This window comes from Stenotrophomonas rhizophila (genome assembly GCF_003651185.1).
In the GTDB taxonomy this organism is placed as follows: domain Bacteria; phylum Pseudomonadota; class Gammaproteobacteria; order Xanthomonadales; family Xanthomonadaceae; genus Stenotrophomonas; species Stenotrophomonas maltophilia_Z.
This window is the reverse complement of sequence record NZ_RCDC01000004.1, coordinates 1,733,365-1,749,399: the sequence shown is the minus strand read 5'-3', so window position 1 is coordinate 1,749,399 and position 16,035 is coordinate 1,733,365. Positions and strand designations below refer to the sequence as shown.

Sequence of the window (16,035 nt, the reverse complement as noted above, 5' to 3'; positions counted from 1 at the left end):
CCGCCGCCGCCACGTACGTACGCTGCATCCGCACCCGCGTGCGGGTGACCCGCCTCTGCGGCACTGATCTTCTGACAGGTTTTTCCATGCGCATCTCCACCCGCGCGGGCCATCGTCCGCGCCCGTCACGTCTCTGCATCGCTTTGCTCACTGCTGGCCTGGCGGCCGCGCCCGGCCTGCCGGCATTCGCCCAATCCAGCGCGGTACCCGCTGCGGCGACGCTGCGGTTCGACATTCCCGCCCAGCCGCTGTCCGATGCGCTGCGCACGTACATGCGCCAGTCCGGGGTGCAGGTCGCCTATCCGGCCGCGCTGGCCGAAGGCGTGACCTCCACGGCGGTGGCCGGGCAGATGGATGCGCAGTCTGCCTTGCTGCGCCTGCTGCAGGGGAGCGGGCTGAGCCTGCGCCAGGTCGGGCCGGACGCGGTCACGCTGGAGCGCGCTGCCGTGGCAGCCAACGACGATGGCCTGATCGTCACCGACGCGCTGAGCGTGGCCGGTGACCGCATCGAAGGCGGCGGCGATGCCGAGCGTGCGCTGGAGGTGTACCGCACGGCCGGTTCCAGTGCCTACATCGCGCGCGCCACCATCGAGCGCTTCCGCGGCACCTCCACCGCGGACATCGTCAAGGGCGTGGCCGGCGTCACCGCGGGCGATCCGCGTACCGCCAACGCGCTGGACGTGAACATCCGCGGCATCCAGGGCCAGAGCCGCATCCCGGTGATCATCGACGGCGGTCAGTCCACCATGGATACCTACCGTGGTTACGCAGGCCAGTCGCAGCGCACCTATCTGGATCCGGACCTGATCTCCAACATCACCATCACCAAGGGCCCGAGCCTGGGTGTCAACGCCTCCGGTGGCATCGGCGGCGTGGTGGAGATGGAAACGCTGAAGATCGAAGACGTGCTGCGCGACGGCCGCGATGCCGGGCTGCGCGTGCGCACCGGCATGGCCAATGCCAGCGCCAACAACGTGCCCGCCTATGACGCCGCACCGCGTACCGACCGCAGCGCGCTGGGCAGCCAGTTCTTCAACATCGCCACCGCCAAGCATTGGGATCGTTTCGACCTGGTCGCGGCGTACGCATGGCGCGAGAACGGCAACTATTTCTCGGGCAAGCATGGCTACGACGATTTCCCGCAGACCCGGCGCACCTTGGCGCCGTTGAATCCGCCGGATACCGAGGTGTTCAACACCTCCTCGCGCTCGAAGTCGTTCCTGCTCAAGGGCACTTGGCGCATCGACGACAACCAGACGCTGGAAGCCGGCTACCGCCGCTATGAAGGCACCGCCGGCGAAATCATGGCCTCGCAGATCATCCGTGTGGACCGTGACCGCGTACCGCAGTGGGATCCGGGCCATGTCGACATGGATGCCTACAACCTGCGCTACCGCTTCAACCCGGACAACGAGCTGATCGATCTGAAGGCCAACCTCTGGTACACCGACGCCGACAGCCTGATGTACAACGGCCTGACCGGCATCACGCCGTGGTACTTCGATCGCCGCACCGAGTGGTACGACGGCCCGTCGTTCAATACCGATCCGGGCTACAAGGATGCCTACCGCAATGAGCTGACGCAGACGCGGCTCGGCTTCGATGTGGGCAACACCACGCATCTGGATACCGGCGCCGGGCTGTTCACGCTGGACTACGGTCTGTCCTTCAGCGATGAGGACGTCGGCCCCGGCCCGCACTCGCCGGTCATGCACGACGACCTGGTCAACAACCGCTTCCTGCGCAATGCCGAGCGCAAGGAATACAGTGCGGTGGCCTCGGTCAAATGGCAGCCGGACGAGCATTGGGAAGTGGTGGTCGGTGGCCGCTACAACCGCGTCAACGTGCATGACCGCAACCGCCTGGCCACGCCGGACGCCTACGGCGTGATCGGTCAGTACCGCTACACGCAGTTGCTGGATGGCAACCCGAACCTGCCGGCATGGCGCGCCAAGCGCATCGCCATGCTGAACTGGTATCCGGATGCCAATGGCCAGTTCACCGAGGCCTCGCTGCTGGCTTCGCCGTATGAGAAGGGCACGGTCGGTGACATCACCGGTTGGAACTTCTATGACGCCGATGACGCCGAAGACCTGAGCGTGCCGGTCAGCTGGACCTGGTCGCAGCCGATCCGTCGCCGCGACAGTGCCTTCATGCCCAGCGCCAGCGTTGCCTACCGCTTCGACGAAGACACGATGGTGTATGCGAAGTACGCCGAAGGCGTGAAGCTGCCGAGCCTGTTCGAAACCACGCTGGGCCTGTTCACCGCGGCCAAGCCCACCGGTGAGCTCAAGCCGGAGCGGGCAGGGACTTGGGAAATCGGCGCGAGCACGGTACGCCACAATCTGTTCACCGAGGGCGACCAGGCGGGCTTCAAGCTGGCCTACTTCAACACACGCATCGATGATCTGATCACCCGCGACTACCGCACCCTGTCGGCCGGTCTGATCCGCAACGTGGACCGTTTCAAGGTCTCCGGCGTGGAGTTGCAGTCCAGCTATGACAGCGGCACGGTGTTCGCCGATCTGTCCGCGCACTACTACCTCCAGGCCAAGACCTGCGCGCCGGATATCGCCGCCGAGCGCCGCGCCTACGGGATCCAGCGCAGGATCGAGGAGCTGAAGAACACCCCGGACTGCGTGGATGGTGGCTTTGAAGGCTCCTACAGCAACACCCAGAACCCGCCACGCTACAACGTCAACCTGACCCTGGGCTCGCGCCTGTTCGACCAGCGCCTCAGCGTCGGTACCCGGGTGATCCACAACGCCGGCCCGATCAGCAAGCTGGACAAAGAATGGAACGTCGGTCTGTCGGCGATCCAGCAGCTGTACCGCCCGGCGACCATCGTGGATCTGTTCGCCAGCTGGCAGGCCAGCGAGCAGTTCGCGGTGGACCTCAACGTGGACAACCTGACCGATCGTTACTACCTCGATCCGCTGGCGCTGGGCGTGATGCCCGCACCGGGCCGGACCGTGCGGCTGGCGCTGACCTACCGCTACTGATGCCCGGACACGACAGGGGCCGGCATTGCCGGCCCCTGCGTGCATCCGGCCGGCACACAGGGTGCGCGGCCGGTATCGGCATCCCGCGATCGCTCAGCCCGCGTTGGCCTGTACGGTCGCATCGGCGTGCAGGGCTTCGCTGAGCTCATCGACCACGATCGCCCACTCGGCATCCGAGCGCAGCTGCTCGGTCAGGAACTGGCGCTGCCCCTCGTTCCAGTAGGGTGCTTCGATCAGGCGGATCTCGTTGGACAGCTGGTGATCGCGGATGAAGGCGGCAATCGCCGCCTCGCTGGCGTCCAGGCCGAGCTGCAGGAACAGATTGGTCATGCGCGGTTCGGTGGTGATCATCGTGTCATTCCAGTGGCAGGGCGTGGTCCGTATTATCGGGGCAAGGCCGTGACGGTGGCATGTGACGGTCGCACCGCTGACCGCGCGACAATGGGCTTGGGGTTACCCCCGTGCCAGACGTCTTCAACAGAGAACCGTGCCCCACTTCCCCATCCAAGCAGTGCCATGATCGTCATCGATACTCCCCAAGCCACCCGCAGCCAACGCCTCAAGGCGGCCACCCGTGACAGCCACGGCGCGCTGGACAAGCGCATCATGGCCGGCGACATCTTCGCCAGCCGCGACCTGTTCGCAAAATTCCTGCGCGTGCAGTACCGCTTCCACCGCGATATCGATGCGCTCTACGGCAACCCCGCGCTGGACGCGCTGCTGCCCGATCTGGACGAGCGCCGCCGGCTGCCCCTGATCGCCCGCGACCTGGCCGACCTCGAACAGACGCTGCCGCTGCCGGCGTCGACGCGCCTGGATGGCGATCTGCCGCTGCCGGCCGCCCTGGGCTGGCTGTACGTCGCCGAAGGCTCCAATCTCGGTGGCACCGTGTTGTACAAGATGGCGGCACGTCTTGGCCTGGACAGCAATTTCGGCGCCCGTCACCTGGCCGCCCATCCCGATGGTGCCGCCCGCCACTGGCGCGAGTTCACGGCCGCGCTCGATGGTGTCGCGCTGACCGAGGCGCAGGAGCAGCAGGTGATCGATGCAGCCGATGCGGCGTTCCGCAGCGTGCACGGGCATGTCGAGGAAGAATTCGCATGACCGCCGTCCGCTGCGAGCCCGCTGTGCCGGACCATCGCGGCCACCCATGATGCGCTGGCTCTGGTTCGGCCTGGGCTGGATCATGGTGGCGCTGGGCGTCATCGGTGCACTGCTGCCGGTGATGCCGACCACGATCTTCCTGATCCTGGCGGTCGGCTGCTTCGCGCGCAGCTCGCCGACGTTCGAACGCCGGCTGCTGGAGCATCCCCGTTACGGTCCATCGCTGCGGCTGTGGCGCGAACAGGGCGCGATCAGTCGCAAGGGCAAGGCCTTCGCCGGCGCCGGCATGGCATTCGGGTTCGTCATGTTCTGCTGGGGCGCGCATCCGTCCTGGCCGCTGCTGCTTGGCGTCGGCCTGTTCTTTGCGGCCAGTGCGGCCTATGTGCTGTCACGGCCCGGGCCGCAGCCGTCGGCCACGGCCGATCGCCCGTCGCAGCGCTGAACGTGCTGTCCGCCCGGTACTGATTCCCACCGCCTCGCCCCCGATACTTTCCGCCCCTTTCCTGCCTCCGGCCCTGCACGGTGCCGCGATGCCTCTGACAGACGACTCCGCCCATGACGTTGCCCATCGCTCTTCCTGCCGCCGTGGCGGCACTGCCGCACGACCTGACCCCGTGGGGCATGTACCAAGCCGCCGATGGCGTGGTGCAGAGCGTGATGATCGGACTGGCACTCGCCTCCATCGCCACCTGGACGGTGCTGATTGCCAAGACCTGGGAGCTGGGCCGGCAACGCACGCGGCTGCGCCAGGCACGCGCGCTGCTGCTGCAGGCCGCGCACCTGCCGGTGCCGCAGACCCATGCGTTGCTGGACGACGGCGCGGCGCATGACCTGATCGACGCGGCCCGCACCGAGCTGCGCCTCTCGCAGGACGCGCATGATCCGGTCGGGATCAAGGAACGGGTCGCCTCGCGCCTGGAACGCATCGAGCTGGCGCATGCGCGGCAGCTGCGCACCGGGGTGGGGCTGCTCGCCAGCATCGGCGCGATCGCGCCGTTCGTCGGCTTGTTCGGCACGGTGTGGGGGATCATGAACAGTTTCATCGGCATCGCCCACGCCAACACTACCAACCTGGCCGTGGTCGCACCGGGCATCGCCGAGGCGTTGCTTGCCACTGCGCTCGGCCTGGTCGCAGCGATTCCCGCCGTGGTGATCTACAACCACTTCACCCGCGTGCTGGCCGGCATCCGCGGCTTGCTCGGTGATCTGTCGGCCGGCGTGCAGCAGCTGGTCTCGCGCGATCTGGACCGGCTCGGCAATGCGCCGGCTGTCCGCGACGCGCGCTGAGGACCGGTCATGGCCATCAAGACCGCCCGGCACGACGACGACGCGCTGGAAGAAAGCCACGAAATCAACGTCACCCCCTTCATCGACGTCATGCTGGTGCTGCTGATCATCTTCATGGTCGCCGCGCCGCTGGCCACGGTGGATACGCCGGTGGAGCTGCCGGCCAGCACCGCGCAGCCACAGCCGCGCGATGCCGAACCGGTGTTCCTCTCGGTGCAGGCCGATCTGTCGCTGAGCGTGAACGATGTGCCGGTCGGCACTGACGGGCTGAATGCAACGCTGGAGCGGCTGACCGCTGGCGACCACGAACAGCGCATCTACCTGCGTGCCGATCAGGCCGTGCCGTATGGCGACCTGATGCAGACCATGAACGCGCTGCGCGCGGCCGGGTATCGCCGGATCGCGCTGGTGGGCGTGGAGCAGCGCAGCGAATGAGCCGCGACACCGCCGCGACACTGCGCTGGGCAGGCAGCCTCGCCCTCGTGCTGGCTATGCATGCCGTGCTGATCGGCGGCGCGCTGTGGTGGCAGCAGCGTGCGCCGGTGCGGGTCAGTGACACGCCGGTGGAAGCGGTGATGGTGGAGTTGGCGCCGGTACCGGAGGCGCCGTCCGCACCGCCGAAGGAGATCCCGCCCGGGCCGTTGCAACAGGAACAGCATCGGCCCGAGCCTACGCCGGTGCCCAAGGAGGATCTCCCGCCGGACGACACCCCGGACACGCAGGACGTCCTGCGTCGCGAGACACCCCGCGAAGCAGCGCCGACCGACCAGCACAACGTGGACCAGACCCTGGCACCGCCGGCGGTGTCCGCACGCCCGTCCGAGCGCTATGCCGCCACGCAGACGGTGGCTGGCCGCCAGGGCAGCGCGACCGTCACCTGGCAGGGCCTGCTGCTGGGCCATCTGGAACAGTACCGTCGTTATCCGCGCCAGGCCGAGCGTCTGCGCCAGCAGGGCGTGGCCTATGTGCGCTTCTCGGTGGACCGGCAGGGTAACGCCTCCAACATCCGGCTGGGCCAGAGCAGCGGCCATCCGCTGCTGGATGAGGAAACGTTGGCCACGGTGCGGCGCGGCAGCCCGTTGCCGCCGCCGCCAGCAGAGATCACCGGCGACCCGGTGGAGGTGATGGTGCCGGTGACGTTCTTCCTGCGGCGGCGTTGAGCCGTGTGTGACATGCGCTGCACGGGCGCGCTGGCCTGAGGCCAGCGCGCCCCTCCTGCTTCAGAGCAGTGGCACCAGCAGCAATGCCACGATGTTGATGATCTTGATCAGCGGGTTGATCGCCGGGCCGGCGGTGTCCTTGTAGGGATCACCGACCGTATCGCCGGTCACCGCGGCCTTGTGCGCCTCGCTGCCCTTGCCGCCGAAGTGGCCATCCTCGATGTACTTCTTGGCGTTGTCCCACGCGCCGCCGCCGGTGGTCATCGAGATCGCCACGAACAGCCCGGTGACGATGGTGCCGATCAGCAGGCCGCCGAGCGCGCGTGGCCCGAGCAGCAGCCCGACCACCACCGGTACCGCAACGGGCAACAGCGAGGGGATGATCATTTCGCGGATCGCCGAGCGGGTCAGCAGGTCCACCGCGCGGTCGTACTGCGGCTTGCCGGTGCCGTCCATGATCCCGGGAATCTCGCGGAACTGGCGGCGCACTTCCTCCACCACCGCGCCCGCCGCGCGACCCACCGCTTCCATCGCCATCGCCCCGAACAGATAGGGAATCAGGCCGCCGATCAGCAGGCCGATGATCACCTCATGGTTGGACAGGTCGAAGGCGAAGACCTCGCCGGGATTGGCCGCCTGCAGGTTGTGCGTGTAATCGGCGAACAGCACCAGTGCGGCCAGCGCCGCCGAGCCGATCGCGTAGCCCTTGGTCACCGCCTTGGTGGTATTGCCGACGGCATCCAGCGGATCGGTGATGTCGCGGATCTCCGGCGGCAGTTCGGCCATCTCGGCGATGCCGCCGGCGTTGTCGGTGATCGGGCCGTAGGCGTCCAGCGCCACGATCATGCCCGCCATCGAGAGCATCGCGGTCGCGGCGATGGCGATGCCGTACAGGCCACCGAAGTAGTGCGCCAGCCAGATCGCCACGCACACCGCGATCACCGGCAGGGCGGTGGACTTCATCGAGACGCCGAGGCCGGCGATGATGTTGGTGCCGTGCCCGGTGGTGGAGGCCTGCGCCACGTGCTGCACCGGTTTGTACTGGGTGCCGGTGTAGTACTCGGTGATCCACACGATCAGCCCGGTCAGCACCAGCCCGATCAAGGCGCAGAAATACAGGTTCAGCGCACCGTGCGCGTTGTCCGGCATCAGCTGGGTGGTGATCGGATAGAAGGCGATGGCGGCCAGGACACCGGACACGATCACGCCCTTGTACAGCGCGCCCATGATCGAGCCACCGGGCTTCACCTTGACGAACAGCGCGCCGATGATCGAGGCAATGATCGACACACCGCCCAGCACCAGCGGATACAGCACCGCATTCGCACCGGCCTCGGCGATCATCAGGTTGCCGAGCAGCATCGTGGCGATCACGGTGACGGCGTAGGTTTCAAACAGGTCCGCGGCCATGCCGGCGCAGTCGCCCACGTTGTCGCCCACGTTGTCGGCGATCACCGCCGGGTTGCGCGGGTCATCCTCGGGAATGCCGGCTTCGACCTTGCCGACCAGGTCTGCGCCGACATCGGCGCCCTTGGTGAAGATGCCACCGCCCAGCCGCGCGAAGATCGAGATCAGCGACGAGCCGAACGCCAGCCCGACCAGGGCGTGCAGCGTCTGCGCGACATCCAGCCCGAGTCGCAGCAGCAGCGCGTAGTAGCCGGCCACGCCCAGCAGGCCCAGCCCGACCACCAGCATGCCGGTGATCGCACCGCCACGGAAGGCGACATCCATGGCCGCACTCAGGCCGTTGCGGGCGGCCTCGGCCGTGCGCACATTGGCACGCACCGAAACGTTCATGCCGATGTAGCCGGCCGCACCGGACAGCACGGCACCGATCGCGAAACCGATCGCGGTGTACCAGCTGAGGAAGAGGCCGACCAGCACGAACAGCACGGCACCGGCGATGGCGATGGTCAGGTATTGACGGTTGAGATAGGCGCGCGCGCCTTCCTGGATGGCGGCGGCGATTTCCTGCATGCGGGCATTGCCAGCCGGTTGCCGGAGGATCCAGCGTGCCGACACGATGCCGTAGAGAATCGCGAGAATGGCGCACAACAGCGCCAGAGAAAGCCCGTAACGTTCCAGCATGTCCCCTCCCGGGTGATGGAATGACATCCAGTGAACGGATGAACGTCTCCACGCGGGGGCACAACAGGCTGCAACCATGAACCAACCCGTTCAGACCGTGCCGGTCTTCAAGCGTGTGGCGGTGTTCAGCAATCCCTGGTGGCCCGAGTATGCGGGCAAATCCCCGATGCATGCCAGCAAGGATTTCAAACTGCGCGTGCGTGCCCGGATCGCCAACGACGGAGGTAGTGCCGGCCGCTGGCCGGCAACCACGCAGATCCGGACGAAGGACCCCCTTTGCCACGCCGTTCAGCCATCCACTGGCAGCCTCGGCCCATCCCCCGCCGTTGGAGTCCTGCCATGTCCCCCCGTCATCTGTTGTGGCTGGCCCTGTTGCCCGCCGTGTCCGCCTTCGCCGCGGAAACTCCCGAGCTTCAGCGCGCCGCCGGCACACCGCAGGCGGTAGGCGCGGCCCACACGCTGCGCCAGATTCCCGAAGCCTGCGCACGGCTGGAAGGCGTGTTCACCGGCGAGGCGGCACAGCCGTACAAATTCGCTGTGGTCCGCACCAGCGAGCAGTGCCAGCCGCGTGCGCGCTTTGTCGAGTACGACAAGGCGCAGCCCAGCGAAGCCAAGGGCTGGAAGCTCAATGATGTGATCCGCGTGCCGAATGCCGCCTGCCCGGCGCAGCAGGCGGTGGTGCGCGTGTGGCGCATGCCGGTCACCACCAAGCCGGAACTCGATGGCCAGGGCCAGTCGCGCATCTACCTGGAAGACGCGAAGAAGCAGGCGGCCGCCGGCAAGATCGCGCAGGTGCCGATGTTTGCCGCGCAGATGAAGGTCGAGGGCAAGGCCTGCAACTGACGCCCCGCAACCGCGGGTAGTGCCGGCCGCTGGCCGGCTCCACGCGGACCGTCAGAGGCGCGATGAAACCGGCCGCTGGCCGGCGCCCAGGACGCTGCCGGACACCGCGATGCCGGTCAGCGGCCGGCACTACCGGGTCGATTACGCTTCGAAGGCAGGCAGTTTCTTCTTCACCGCCACGTTCTTCAGCGTCACGTACTTCGGCAGCCCATCGGGCCCGTAAGGCAACGGGGCTTCCCCCTTGATCAGCGGGGCGAGATAGGCGCGGGCCTTGGCGGTGATGCCGAAGCCATCGCGGCGGATGAAGCCGGCCGGCATCTTCTTCTCATGGTTGGCCACCTTGTGCAGCGGGGCTGCCTCGATCTTCCAGCGGTAGGGCGTGTCACTGGTGCGCACGATCACCGGCATCACCGCGTTCTGGCCCTTCAGCGCGAACTGCACCGCCGCCTTGCCCACTGCCTGTGCCTGCTCCCAATCGGTCTTGGAGGCCAGGTGGCGCGCCGAGCGCTGCAGGTAGTCGGGCAGGGTCCAGTGAACCTTGTAGCCCAGCCCATCCTTGACCCGCGCGGCCAGCTGCGAGGCCACGCCACCGAGCTGGGTATGCCCGAACGAATCGGTGCCACCGCCGGCATCGGCGACGAAGCGGCCATCGGCGGTCTGGATGCCTTCGGAGGCGACCACCACGCAGTAGCCCACCCGCTCGACGACCTGTTTCACTTTGGCCAGGAACGCGGCCTCGTCATACGCGCGCTCGGGCAGCAGGATGATGTGCGGGGCGTCGTCGGCGCCCTGGCCGGCCAGGCCCGCAGCCGCCGCGAGCCAGCCGGCGTGGCGGCCCATCGCCTCGTAGACGAATACCTTGGTCGAGGTTTCGGCCATCGCGGCCACATCCAGCGCGGCTTCGCGCACGGAGACGGCGGTGTACTTGGCGGCCGAGCCGAAGCCCGGGCAGGTATCGGTCACCGCCAGATCGTTGTCGATGGTCTTGGGCACGCCGATGCAGGTCAGGTCGTAGTCGAAGGCCTTGGCCAGCTGGGAGACCTTCCACGCGGTATCAGCCGAATCGTTGCCGCCGTTGTAGAGGAACCAGCGCACGTCATGGGCACGCAGCACCTCGAGCAGGCGCGCGTATTTGCCGCGGTCGGCCTCCAGCGATTTGAGCTTGTAGCGGCACGAGCCGAACGCGCCGCCGGGGGTATGGGCCAGGCCGGCGATGGCGGCGGCGGTCTCCTTCGAGGTGTCGATCAGGTCCTCGCGGAGCGCGCCGAGAATACCGTTGCGCGCGGCCAAGACCTTGATTCCTTTGGCCCTTGCCGTGCTGATGACCGCCGAGGCGGTGGCATTGATGACGGCGGTGACGCCGCCTGACTGGGCGTAGAGCAGGGTACCGTTGGGCATGGTGCGACCTTGGTCTGGGGGAAGGACATTGCAGAGACATTACCGGTATGGGGTAAAGTGCGCGTATTGCGGTGCAGCGTGATTGTGGACAATCCCGGGGCGCGCGCCCTTCCATTTTCTTACCACGTTGGAGTCAGGTTGATGCGATTGGTTCTGTTGGGACCGCCCGGTTCGGGCAAGGGGACGCAGGCGACGCGCCTGAAGGAACATCTCTCGATTGCGCACATTTCCACCGGTGATCTGCTGCGCGCTGAAGTCGCCGCCGGCACCGAGCTGGGCAAGCAGGCCAAGGCCGTGATGGACGCTGGCAACCTGGTGTCCGATGACATCCTGCTGGGCATGCTCGAGTCGCGCCTGGGCCAGGACGATGTGGCCAAGGGCTTCATCCTCGACGGTTACCCGCGCAACGTGGCCCAGGCCAACGCGCTGGACAGCCTGCTGGCCAAGATCGGCCAGCCGCTGGATGCCGTGGTGCAGCTGGACGTGCCGACCGAACTGCTGGTCGAGCGCATCGCCGGCCGCGCCGCCGAACAGGGCCGCGCCGATGACAATCCAGAATCGGTGCGCCAGCGCCTGCAGGTCTACAACGACCAGACCGCGCCGGTGGTGGATTTCTATGCCGGCCGCGGCACGCTTGCACGCGTCGATGGCGTGGGCGAACTGAACGACGTGGAAGCGCGCATCCGCGCTGCGATCCAGGCTTGATGCGGGTCGGTGCCGCTACGGCGGCACCGCGCCGGCCGCACGTTTGCAGGCGCCGGAAACACACACGCCCGGCCCCCGAAGGGACCAGGCGTGTGGTTTGAAGGTGCCAGCGAGCGGGCTTGCTCAGAGCCCCGCAGCATGAGCCCCCCTGGGGATGGCCTCTTGGGGAGTAGGACCAATGGGGTACTGCGGCTGGCCAATAGAATTGTGTCCGTCTTCACAGTACGGCGCTATCGGGAATTCCCCGACACCCCGCTTGGCTTTTCTTATAGTCGACTAGGAGTTGTCTGACGGCGATCTCCATCGACGGTGGTGATCGGCGACAATCGCACGCATGAGCACGATCCACATTCTCGGCATTGCAGGCACTTTCATGGGCGGCGTGGCCGCGCTGGCACGCGAGAAGGGCCATACGGTCCGCGGCAGCGACCAGGCGATCTACCCGCCGATGTCCACCCAGCTCGAACGGCTGGGCATCGCACTGGATCCGGGCTACCGCGCCGACAGCGTGGCGCCGGACTGCGACGCGGTGGTGATCGGCAATGCACTCTCGCGCGGCAATCCCGCGGTGGAAGCGGTGCTGGATGCAGGCCAACGCTACATCTCCGGCGCCCAGTGGCTGTCCGAGCAGGTGCTGCCGGGCCGTGACACGCTGGCCGTCGCCGGCACCCACGGCAAGACCACCACCACCACCATCCTGACCTGGCTGCTGCACAGCGCCGGGCGTGAACCTGGCTTCCTGATCGGCGGCGTGGCTGAAGATTTCGGCGTCTCCGCGCGCGTCGGCAGCGGGCGCGAATTCGTGGTCGAGGCCGATGAGTACGACACCGCGTTCTTCGACAAGCGCAGCAAGTTCGTGCACTACCGGCCGCTGGTGGCGATCCTCAACAACCTCGAATACGACCATGCCGATATCTTCCCGGACGTGGCCGCGATCCAGCGCCAGTTCCACCACCTGATCCGCACCGTACCCGCGCGTGGGCGCCTGATCGTCAACGGTGAAGATGCGTATCTCGCTGAAGTGCTGGCGATGGGCTGCTGGACCCCGGTGGATCGCTTCGGTTTCGATCCCTCGCTGGAATGGCATGCCGAGCTGGTGGAGGCCGACGGCAGTGTGTTCGTCGTGCACCATCGCGGCGAGCGGGTCGGTGAAGTGCGCTGGTCGCTGCTCGGCCGCCACAATGTCCTCAACGGGCTGGCCGCGCTGGCTGCCGCGCATGCAGTCGGCGTCGAGCTGGCCACGGTGATCCCGGCGCTGGCCACGTTCCGCAGCGTCAAGCGCCGGCTGGAAGTGATCGGCCAGGCGCGCGGCATCACCCTCTACGACGATTTCGCCCATCACCCCACCGCGATCCGCACCACCCTCGATGGCCTGCGTGCCAAGGTGGGCGATGCCCGCATCGTGGTGGCCATGGAGCCGCGCAGCAATTCGATGCGGCTGGGGGCACACGCACAGGCGCTGGCGCCTTCGCTGGACGGTGCCGACGCGGTGGTGTTCCTGCATCGCCCGGAACTGGCCTGGGATGCGGCCAGCGTGATTGCCGCCGTGCGGGGGGAGGCCCATGCCGTGCCCGATACGGATGCTCTGCTGGCTCAACTGGGCGCGATCGCGGCGCCGGGCGACCATGTGGTGTTCATGTCCAACGGCGGTTTCGACGGGGCCCCGCGTCGTTTCCTCGCGCAGCTGCAGCAGCCCTGAGGGACGCGGGCCATGACCGACACCGCTTCACTGCCCCTGTTCCCGCTGCACACCGTGCTGCTGCCCGGCGCGGTGCTCGGCCTGCGGGTGTTCGAGCGCCGCTACCTGGACATGCTGCGCGAATGCAGCCGTGCCGGGACGGCCTTCGGGGTGTGCCTGATCCTGGACGGTGTGGAGGTCGGTGCGCCGGCGTTGCCGGCGGCCTACGGTGTCGAAGCGCGGATCGAAGATTTCGACGTGGGCGCCGATGGCGTGCTGGTGCTGCGCCTGCGTGGCCAGCGCCGCTTCCATGTGGAGCACACCCGCGTGCGCGACAACGGGCTGATCATCGCCGAGGTGACCTGGTGCGCCGCCGACAGCGACGACGAGCTGCAGCCCGAGCACGCACTGATGGCCACCGTGCTGGAGCACATCATCGAGCAGGCCGGCGCGGCCTTCGCACCGGTCAGCCCGGCGCAGATGGAGCAGGCCAGCTGGGTCGGCTGGCGCCTGGCCGAACTGCTGCCGCTGCAGGACGCGCAACGCCTGCAACTGCTGCAACACGATGACCCGCACCAGCGCCTGCAGGCGCTGCTGGACTGGATGCCGTAACGCGCGGCCCCGCCCCGCGTTACGCCCCTCGGCCGGGTAGCCCCCGGCGCTGCATCACTGGGCCGGCGGCATGCGCACGCGCAGCACCGGCATCTCGGTGTCCGGATGGGTATCGACCTGCTGCGGCAGGCCGTCCAGTGCCTGGCGGACCGCATTGAGCGACGGGTCGATACCCCGCATCGGCCGCCACATCCCGATCAGCTTGAAGTGCTGCTGGTAGTGCAGGGTCTGTGCACTGCCCAGCCACAGCGGTTCGTTGTCCGGCGCTGCCAGGCGTGCCGGTGCGGGCCACAGGCGCAGGGCGAAGATCTCATTGGGTGCGTTGCCCGCCCGCAGCATCAGCAGCGATTCGACCTGCGTATCCAGCGTGGCCGGCAGCACCGGTACCTTGTCCTTGTCCGAGGATTTGTCGAGCATCAACAACGCCTGCTCCCAGCCGGCCTGCGGCTGCACGCGCCAGCCCTGGCTTTCCAGCCGGCGCTGCAGCGGCGCCAGTGGACCGGCCACCTGCACATCCAGCGGCCAGCGCTGATCGTCATCGAACTCATTGCGACGCGAGGGCAGGTGCTGCCACTCGGTCGTCCACCAGGCCTGGGCATCCAGCGGCGCCGGGGTCGGCTGGGCCGGCTCGAAGCGCGCCAGTTTCACCGGGATGTTGCGTGGGGCGTACCAGAGCGCGGCGATGGCGAACGTGCCGTAGAACAGCCATGCCACCGGCTTGACCCAGAACGAGCGGTTGAACCGGCGGCGGTAGGCGATGCCCAGCACCAGCAGCCAGAACAGGCCGAACAGCATGCCGCCGATCACATCGCTCAGCCAATGCGCGCCGAGGTAGATGCGGGCGAAGCCGATCAGGCTGACGATGATGCCCGACAGCAGGTAAGGCCACACACGCGTGCGCCCGGGCAGTTCGCGGGCGATCAGCACGGCGAAGAAGCCGAAGGTGATCGTGGCCATCGTCACCGAGACCGACGGGAAGCCGAAGCCACTGCTGGCATCCGGCGGGCGGACCACGTCCACCGTCGCACCGAGCAGCTTGCACAGCGCCAGCCCGAAGGCGAGGGCGGCCAGCCAGTGCGCGGCCGCCATCCAGCGCCGGCGCCAGACCAGGTAGCCCATGCCTGCCGCCGTGGCCGGCAGCAGGACCTGCCAGGCCCCCAGCGACGCCAGTGCGGCCATCGGGTAATCGGCCAGTGGGTTGCGCAATGCCAGCATCGCGTGGTGCACGGCCAGATCGACCATCAACGGCTCGCCGTGGGCGACCACCGCCATCAACAGCGCGAACCAGCCCCAGCCGAGCAGCAGCAACATCAGCGCCAGCATCGCCAGTGGCACCGACTCACGGCGCTGCGGGTCGAACACGGCGACAGAGTAACGGCCCAGGGTCGGGTGACGCTGCGACCAGGCCAGCAGACTGGCCAGCCAGCTGTCCATGCGCGAGGCCGACCAGCGGTAGCCATACAGCACGATCGCCCACACCAGGCCCATGATCATGCCGAGCAGGGCCAGCACCATCACCAGCCGGCCGGCGACCGCGGCGACCGCGTCATACGCCTCGCCGAGCACCCAGCCGGGTGCCAGGAACAGAACGGCCCAGGACAGGCTGGCGATGCCGCTGGCCTGTATGTAGCGCGACAGCGGCATCTTCATCATGCCGGCGATGGCCGGGACGAACGGGCGGATCGCGCCAACATAGCGCGCCACCAGGATGCTCTTGAAGGCATTGCGGCGGAACATCGTCTCGCCACGATCGAGCAGCTGCGGGTATTTGCTGAAGGGCCAGAAGCCGCGCAGCCGATCGCCCCAGCGCCGGCCTACCCAGTAGCTGAGGCCGTCACCGGCGAATGCGCCCAACGCCGCGCAGGCCACGGCATACGGCCCGGAGATCTCGCCCAGGCCGATGAACACACCGACCGCGAACAACAGCGGCAACGCGGGCACGATCGCGCCCAGCACGATGACCGCATCGCAGAAGGCAATGAGGAAAATGACCGCGCCGGCAAGCACGGGGTGAGCTGAGATCCACGCAAGCGTGGCATCGATCCATGACGAGTCCATCGGGGGATTATAGGGGGCGCAAAGTGACTGACTGCCCGCCAGACGCCGGCAATGTGCAGCTTCTGCAGTGAATGAACGCGATCACCCGCCTAGAATGGCG

14 protein-coding genes are annotated in these 16,035 nt (G+C 67.6%); 10 read left to right on the top strand and 4 right to left on the bottom strand.

What is annotated here, in order from left to right:
* Positions 1-86 precede the first annotated feature (86 nt).
* Positions 87-3,002, top strand: coding sequence for a TonB-dependent receptor (locus BCL79_RS07795; RefSeq protein ID WP_121039560.1), 2,916 nt, complete (start codon positions 87-89; stop codon positions 3,000-3,002).
* A 93-nt stretch (positions 3,003-3,095) separates the two neighbouring features.
* On the opposite strand, the gene BCL79_RS07790 is transcribed toward BCL79_RS07795, so the two are convergent.
* A complete protein-coding gene (locus BCL79_RS07790; RefSeq protein ID WP_121039557.1) occupies positions 3,096-3,353 on the bottom strand; it encodes a DUF2789 domain-containing protein in 258 nt (85 codons plus the stop codon).
* A gap of 165 nt (positions 3,354-3,518) precedes the next feature.
* Between BCL79_RS07790 and BCL79_RS07785 the strand changes: the two genes are divergently transcribed.
* The 5 genes from BCL79_RS07785 (at position 3,519) to BCL79_RS07765 (ending at position 6,553) form a co-directional block, all read left to right on the top strand.
* Positions 3,519-4,106, top strand: a complete 588-nt coding sequence (locus tag BCL79_RS07785; protein ID WP_121039554.1) for a biliverdin-producing heme oxygenase — start codon at positions 3,519-3,521, stop codon at positions 4,104-4,106.
* Between the two features lie 49 nt (positions 4,107-4,155).
* The gene (locus tag BCL79_RS07780; protein ID WP_121041212.1) at positions 4,156-4,548 is read left to right on the top strand and encodes a YbaN family protein; all 393 of its coding nucleotides are present in this window, start codon (positions 4,156-4,158) and stop codon (positions 4,546-4,548) included.
* Positions 4,549-4,661: 113 nt separating this feature from the next.
* Entirely contained in the window at positions 4,662-5,393 is a 732-nt protein-coding gene (gene exbB, locus BCL79_RS07775; RefSeq protein WP_121039551.1) for a tonB-system energizer ExbB, read from the top strand.
* A gap of 9 nt (positions 5,394-5,402) precedes the next feature.
* Positions 5,403-5,828, top strand: coding sequence for a TonB system transport protein ExbD (gene exbD, locus BCL79_RS07770; protein WP_121039548.1), 426 nt, complete (start codon positions 5,403-5,405; stop codon positions 5,826-5,828).
* Positions 5,825-6,553: an energy transducer TonB gene (locus tag BCL79_RS07765; RefSeq protein WP_121039545.1), complete on the top strand. Its 729-nt coding sequence runs from the start codon at positions 5,825-5,827 to the stop codon at positions 6,551-6,553. The genes exbD and BCL79_RS07765 overlap by 4 nt, the downstream gene beginning before the upstream one ends.
* A 60-nt stretch (positions 6,554-6,613) precedes the next feature.
* Here the strand turns inward: BCL79_RS07765 and BCL79_RS07760 are convergent, their stop codons facing one another.
* Positions 6,614-8,641: a sodium-translocating pyrophosphatase gene (locus BCL79_RS07760; RefSeq protein WP_121039542.1), complete on the bottom strand. Its 2,028-nt coding sequence runs from the start codon at positions 8,639-8,641 to the stop codon at positions 6,614-6,616.
* A gap of 339 nt (positions 8,642-8,980) precedes the next feature.
* Between BCL79_RS07760 and BCL79_RS07755 the strand changes: the two genes are divergently transcribed.
* A complete protein-coding gene (locus BCL79_RS07755; RefSeq protein ID WP_121039539.1) occupies positions 8,981-9,484 on the top strand; it encodes a hypothetical protein in 504 nt (167 codons plus the stop codon).
* Positions 9,485-9,625: 141 nt separating this feature from the next.
* Here the strand turns inward: BCL79_RS07755 and BCL79_RS07750 are convergent, their stop codons facing one another.
* Positions 9,626-10,882, bottom strand: coding sequence for a 6-phosphofructokinase (locus BCL79_RS07750; protein ID WP_121039536.1), 1,257 nt, complete (start codon positions 10,880-10,882; stop codon positions 9,626-9,628).
* A gap of 141 nt (positions 10,883-11,023) precedes the next feature.
* Between BCL79_RS07750 and BCL79_RS07745 the strand changes: the two genes are divergently transcribed.
* The 3 genes from BCL79_RS07745 to BCL79_RS07735 all read left to right on the top strand — a co-directional run bounded on the left by BCL79_RS07745 (position 11,024) and on the right by BCL79_RS07735 (position 13,877).
* Positions 11,024-11,587, top strand: a complete 564-nt coding sequence (locus tag BCL79_RS07745; protein ID WP_019183836.1) for an adenylate kinase — start codon at positions 11,024-11,026, stop codon at positions 11,585-11,587.
* A gap of 334 nt (positions 11,588-11,921) precedes the next feature.
* Positions 11,922-13,286 (top strand): UDP-N-acetylmuramate:L-alanyl-gamma-D-glutamyl-meso-diaminopimelate ligase, encoded by a 1,365-nt coding sequence (mpl, locus tag BCL79_RS07740; RefSeq protein ID WP_121039533.1) that lies wholly within the window; start codon positions 11,922-11,924, stop codon positions 13,284-13,286.
* Positions 13,287-13,298: 12 nt separating this feature from the next.
* Positions 13,299-13,877, top strand: coding sequence for an LON peptidase substrate-binding domain-containing protein (locus BCL79_RS07735; protein ID WP_121039530.1), 579 nt, complete (start codon positions 13,299-13,301; stop codon positions 13,875-13,877).
* A gap of 54 nt (positions 13,878-13,931) precedes the next feature.
* Here BCL79_RS07735 and BCL79_RS07730 read toward each other — a convergent pair whose 3' ends face one another.
* Positions 13,932-15,935 carry a bifunctional DedA family/phosphatase PAP2 family protein gene (locus BCL79_RS07730; protein ID WP_121039527.1) on the bottom strand — a complete coding sequence of 668 codons (2,004 nt, stop codon included), beginning with the start codon at positions 15,933-15,935 and terminating at the stop codon, positions 13,932-13,934.
* Positions 15,936-16,035: the final 100 nt, after the last annotated feature.

What these genes read in the sequence shown, in the direction of transcription:
- BCL79_RS07795 (WP_121039560.1), top strand. Translation starts at nt 87, where the DNA reads ATGCGCATCTCCACCCGCGCGGGCCATCGTCCGCGCCCGTCACGTCTC.
- BCL79_RS07790 (WP_121039557.1), bottom strand. Translation starts at nt 3,353, where the DNA reads ATGATCACCACCGAACCGCGCATGACCAATCTGTTCCTGCAGCTCGGC.
- BCL79_RS07785 (WP_121039554.1), top strand. Translation starts at nt 3,519, where the DNA reads ATGATCGTCATCGATACTCCCCAAGCCACCCGCAGCCAACGCCTCAAG.
- BCL79_RS07780 (WP_121041212.1), top strand. Translation starts at nt 4,156, where the DNA reads ATGCGCTGGCTCTGGTTCGGCCTGGGCTGGATCATGGTGGCGCTGGGC.
- exbB (WP_121039551.1), top strand. Translation starts at nt 4,662, where the DNA reads ATGACGTTGCCCATCGCTCTTCCTGCCGCCGTGGCGGCACTGCCGCAC.
- exbD (WP_121039548.1), top strand. Translation starts at nt 5,403, where the DNA reads ATGGCCATCAAGACCGCCCGGCACGACGACGACGCGCTGGAAGAAAGC.
- BCL79_RS07765 (WP_121039545.1), top strand. Translation starts at nt 5,825, where the DNA reads ATGAGCCGCGACACCGCCGCGACACTGCGCTGGGCAGGCAGCCTCGCC.
- BCL79_RS07760 (WP_121039542.1), bottom strand. Translation starts at nt 8,641, where the DNA reads ATGCTGGAACGTTACGGGCTTTCTCTGGCGCTGTTGTGCGCCATTCTC.
- BCL79_RS07755 (WP_121039539.1), top strand. Translation starts at nt 8,981, where the DNA reads ATGTCCCCCCGTCATCTGTTGTGGCTGGCCCTGTTGCCCGCCGTGTCC.
- BCL79_RS07750 (WP_121039536.1), bottom strand. Translation starts at nt 10,882, where the DNA reads ATGCCCAACGGTACCCTGCTCTACGCCCAGTCAGGCGGCGTCACCGCC.
- BCL79_RS07745 (WP_019183836.1), top strand. Translation starts at nt 11,024, where the DNA reads ATGCGATTGGTTCTGTTGGGACCGCCCGGTTCGGGCAAGGGGACGCAG.
- mpl (WP_121039533.1), top strand. Translation starts at nt 11,922, where the DNA reads ATGAGCACGATCCACATTCTCGGCATTGCAGGCACTTTCATGGGCGGC.
- BCL79_RS07735 (WP_121039530.1), top strand. Translation starts at nt 13,299, where the DNA reads ATGACCGACACCGCTTCACTGCCCCTGTTCCCGCTGCACACCGTGCTG.
- BCL79_RS07730 (WP_121039527.1), bottom strand. Translation starts at nt 15,935, where the DNA reads ATGGACTCGTCATGGATCGATGCCACGCTTGCGTGGATCTCAGCTCAC.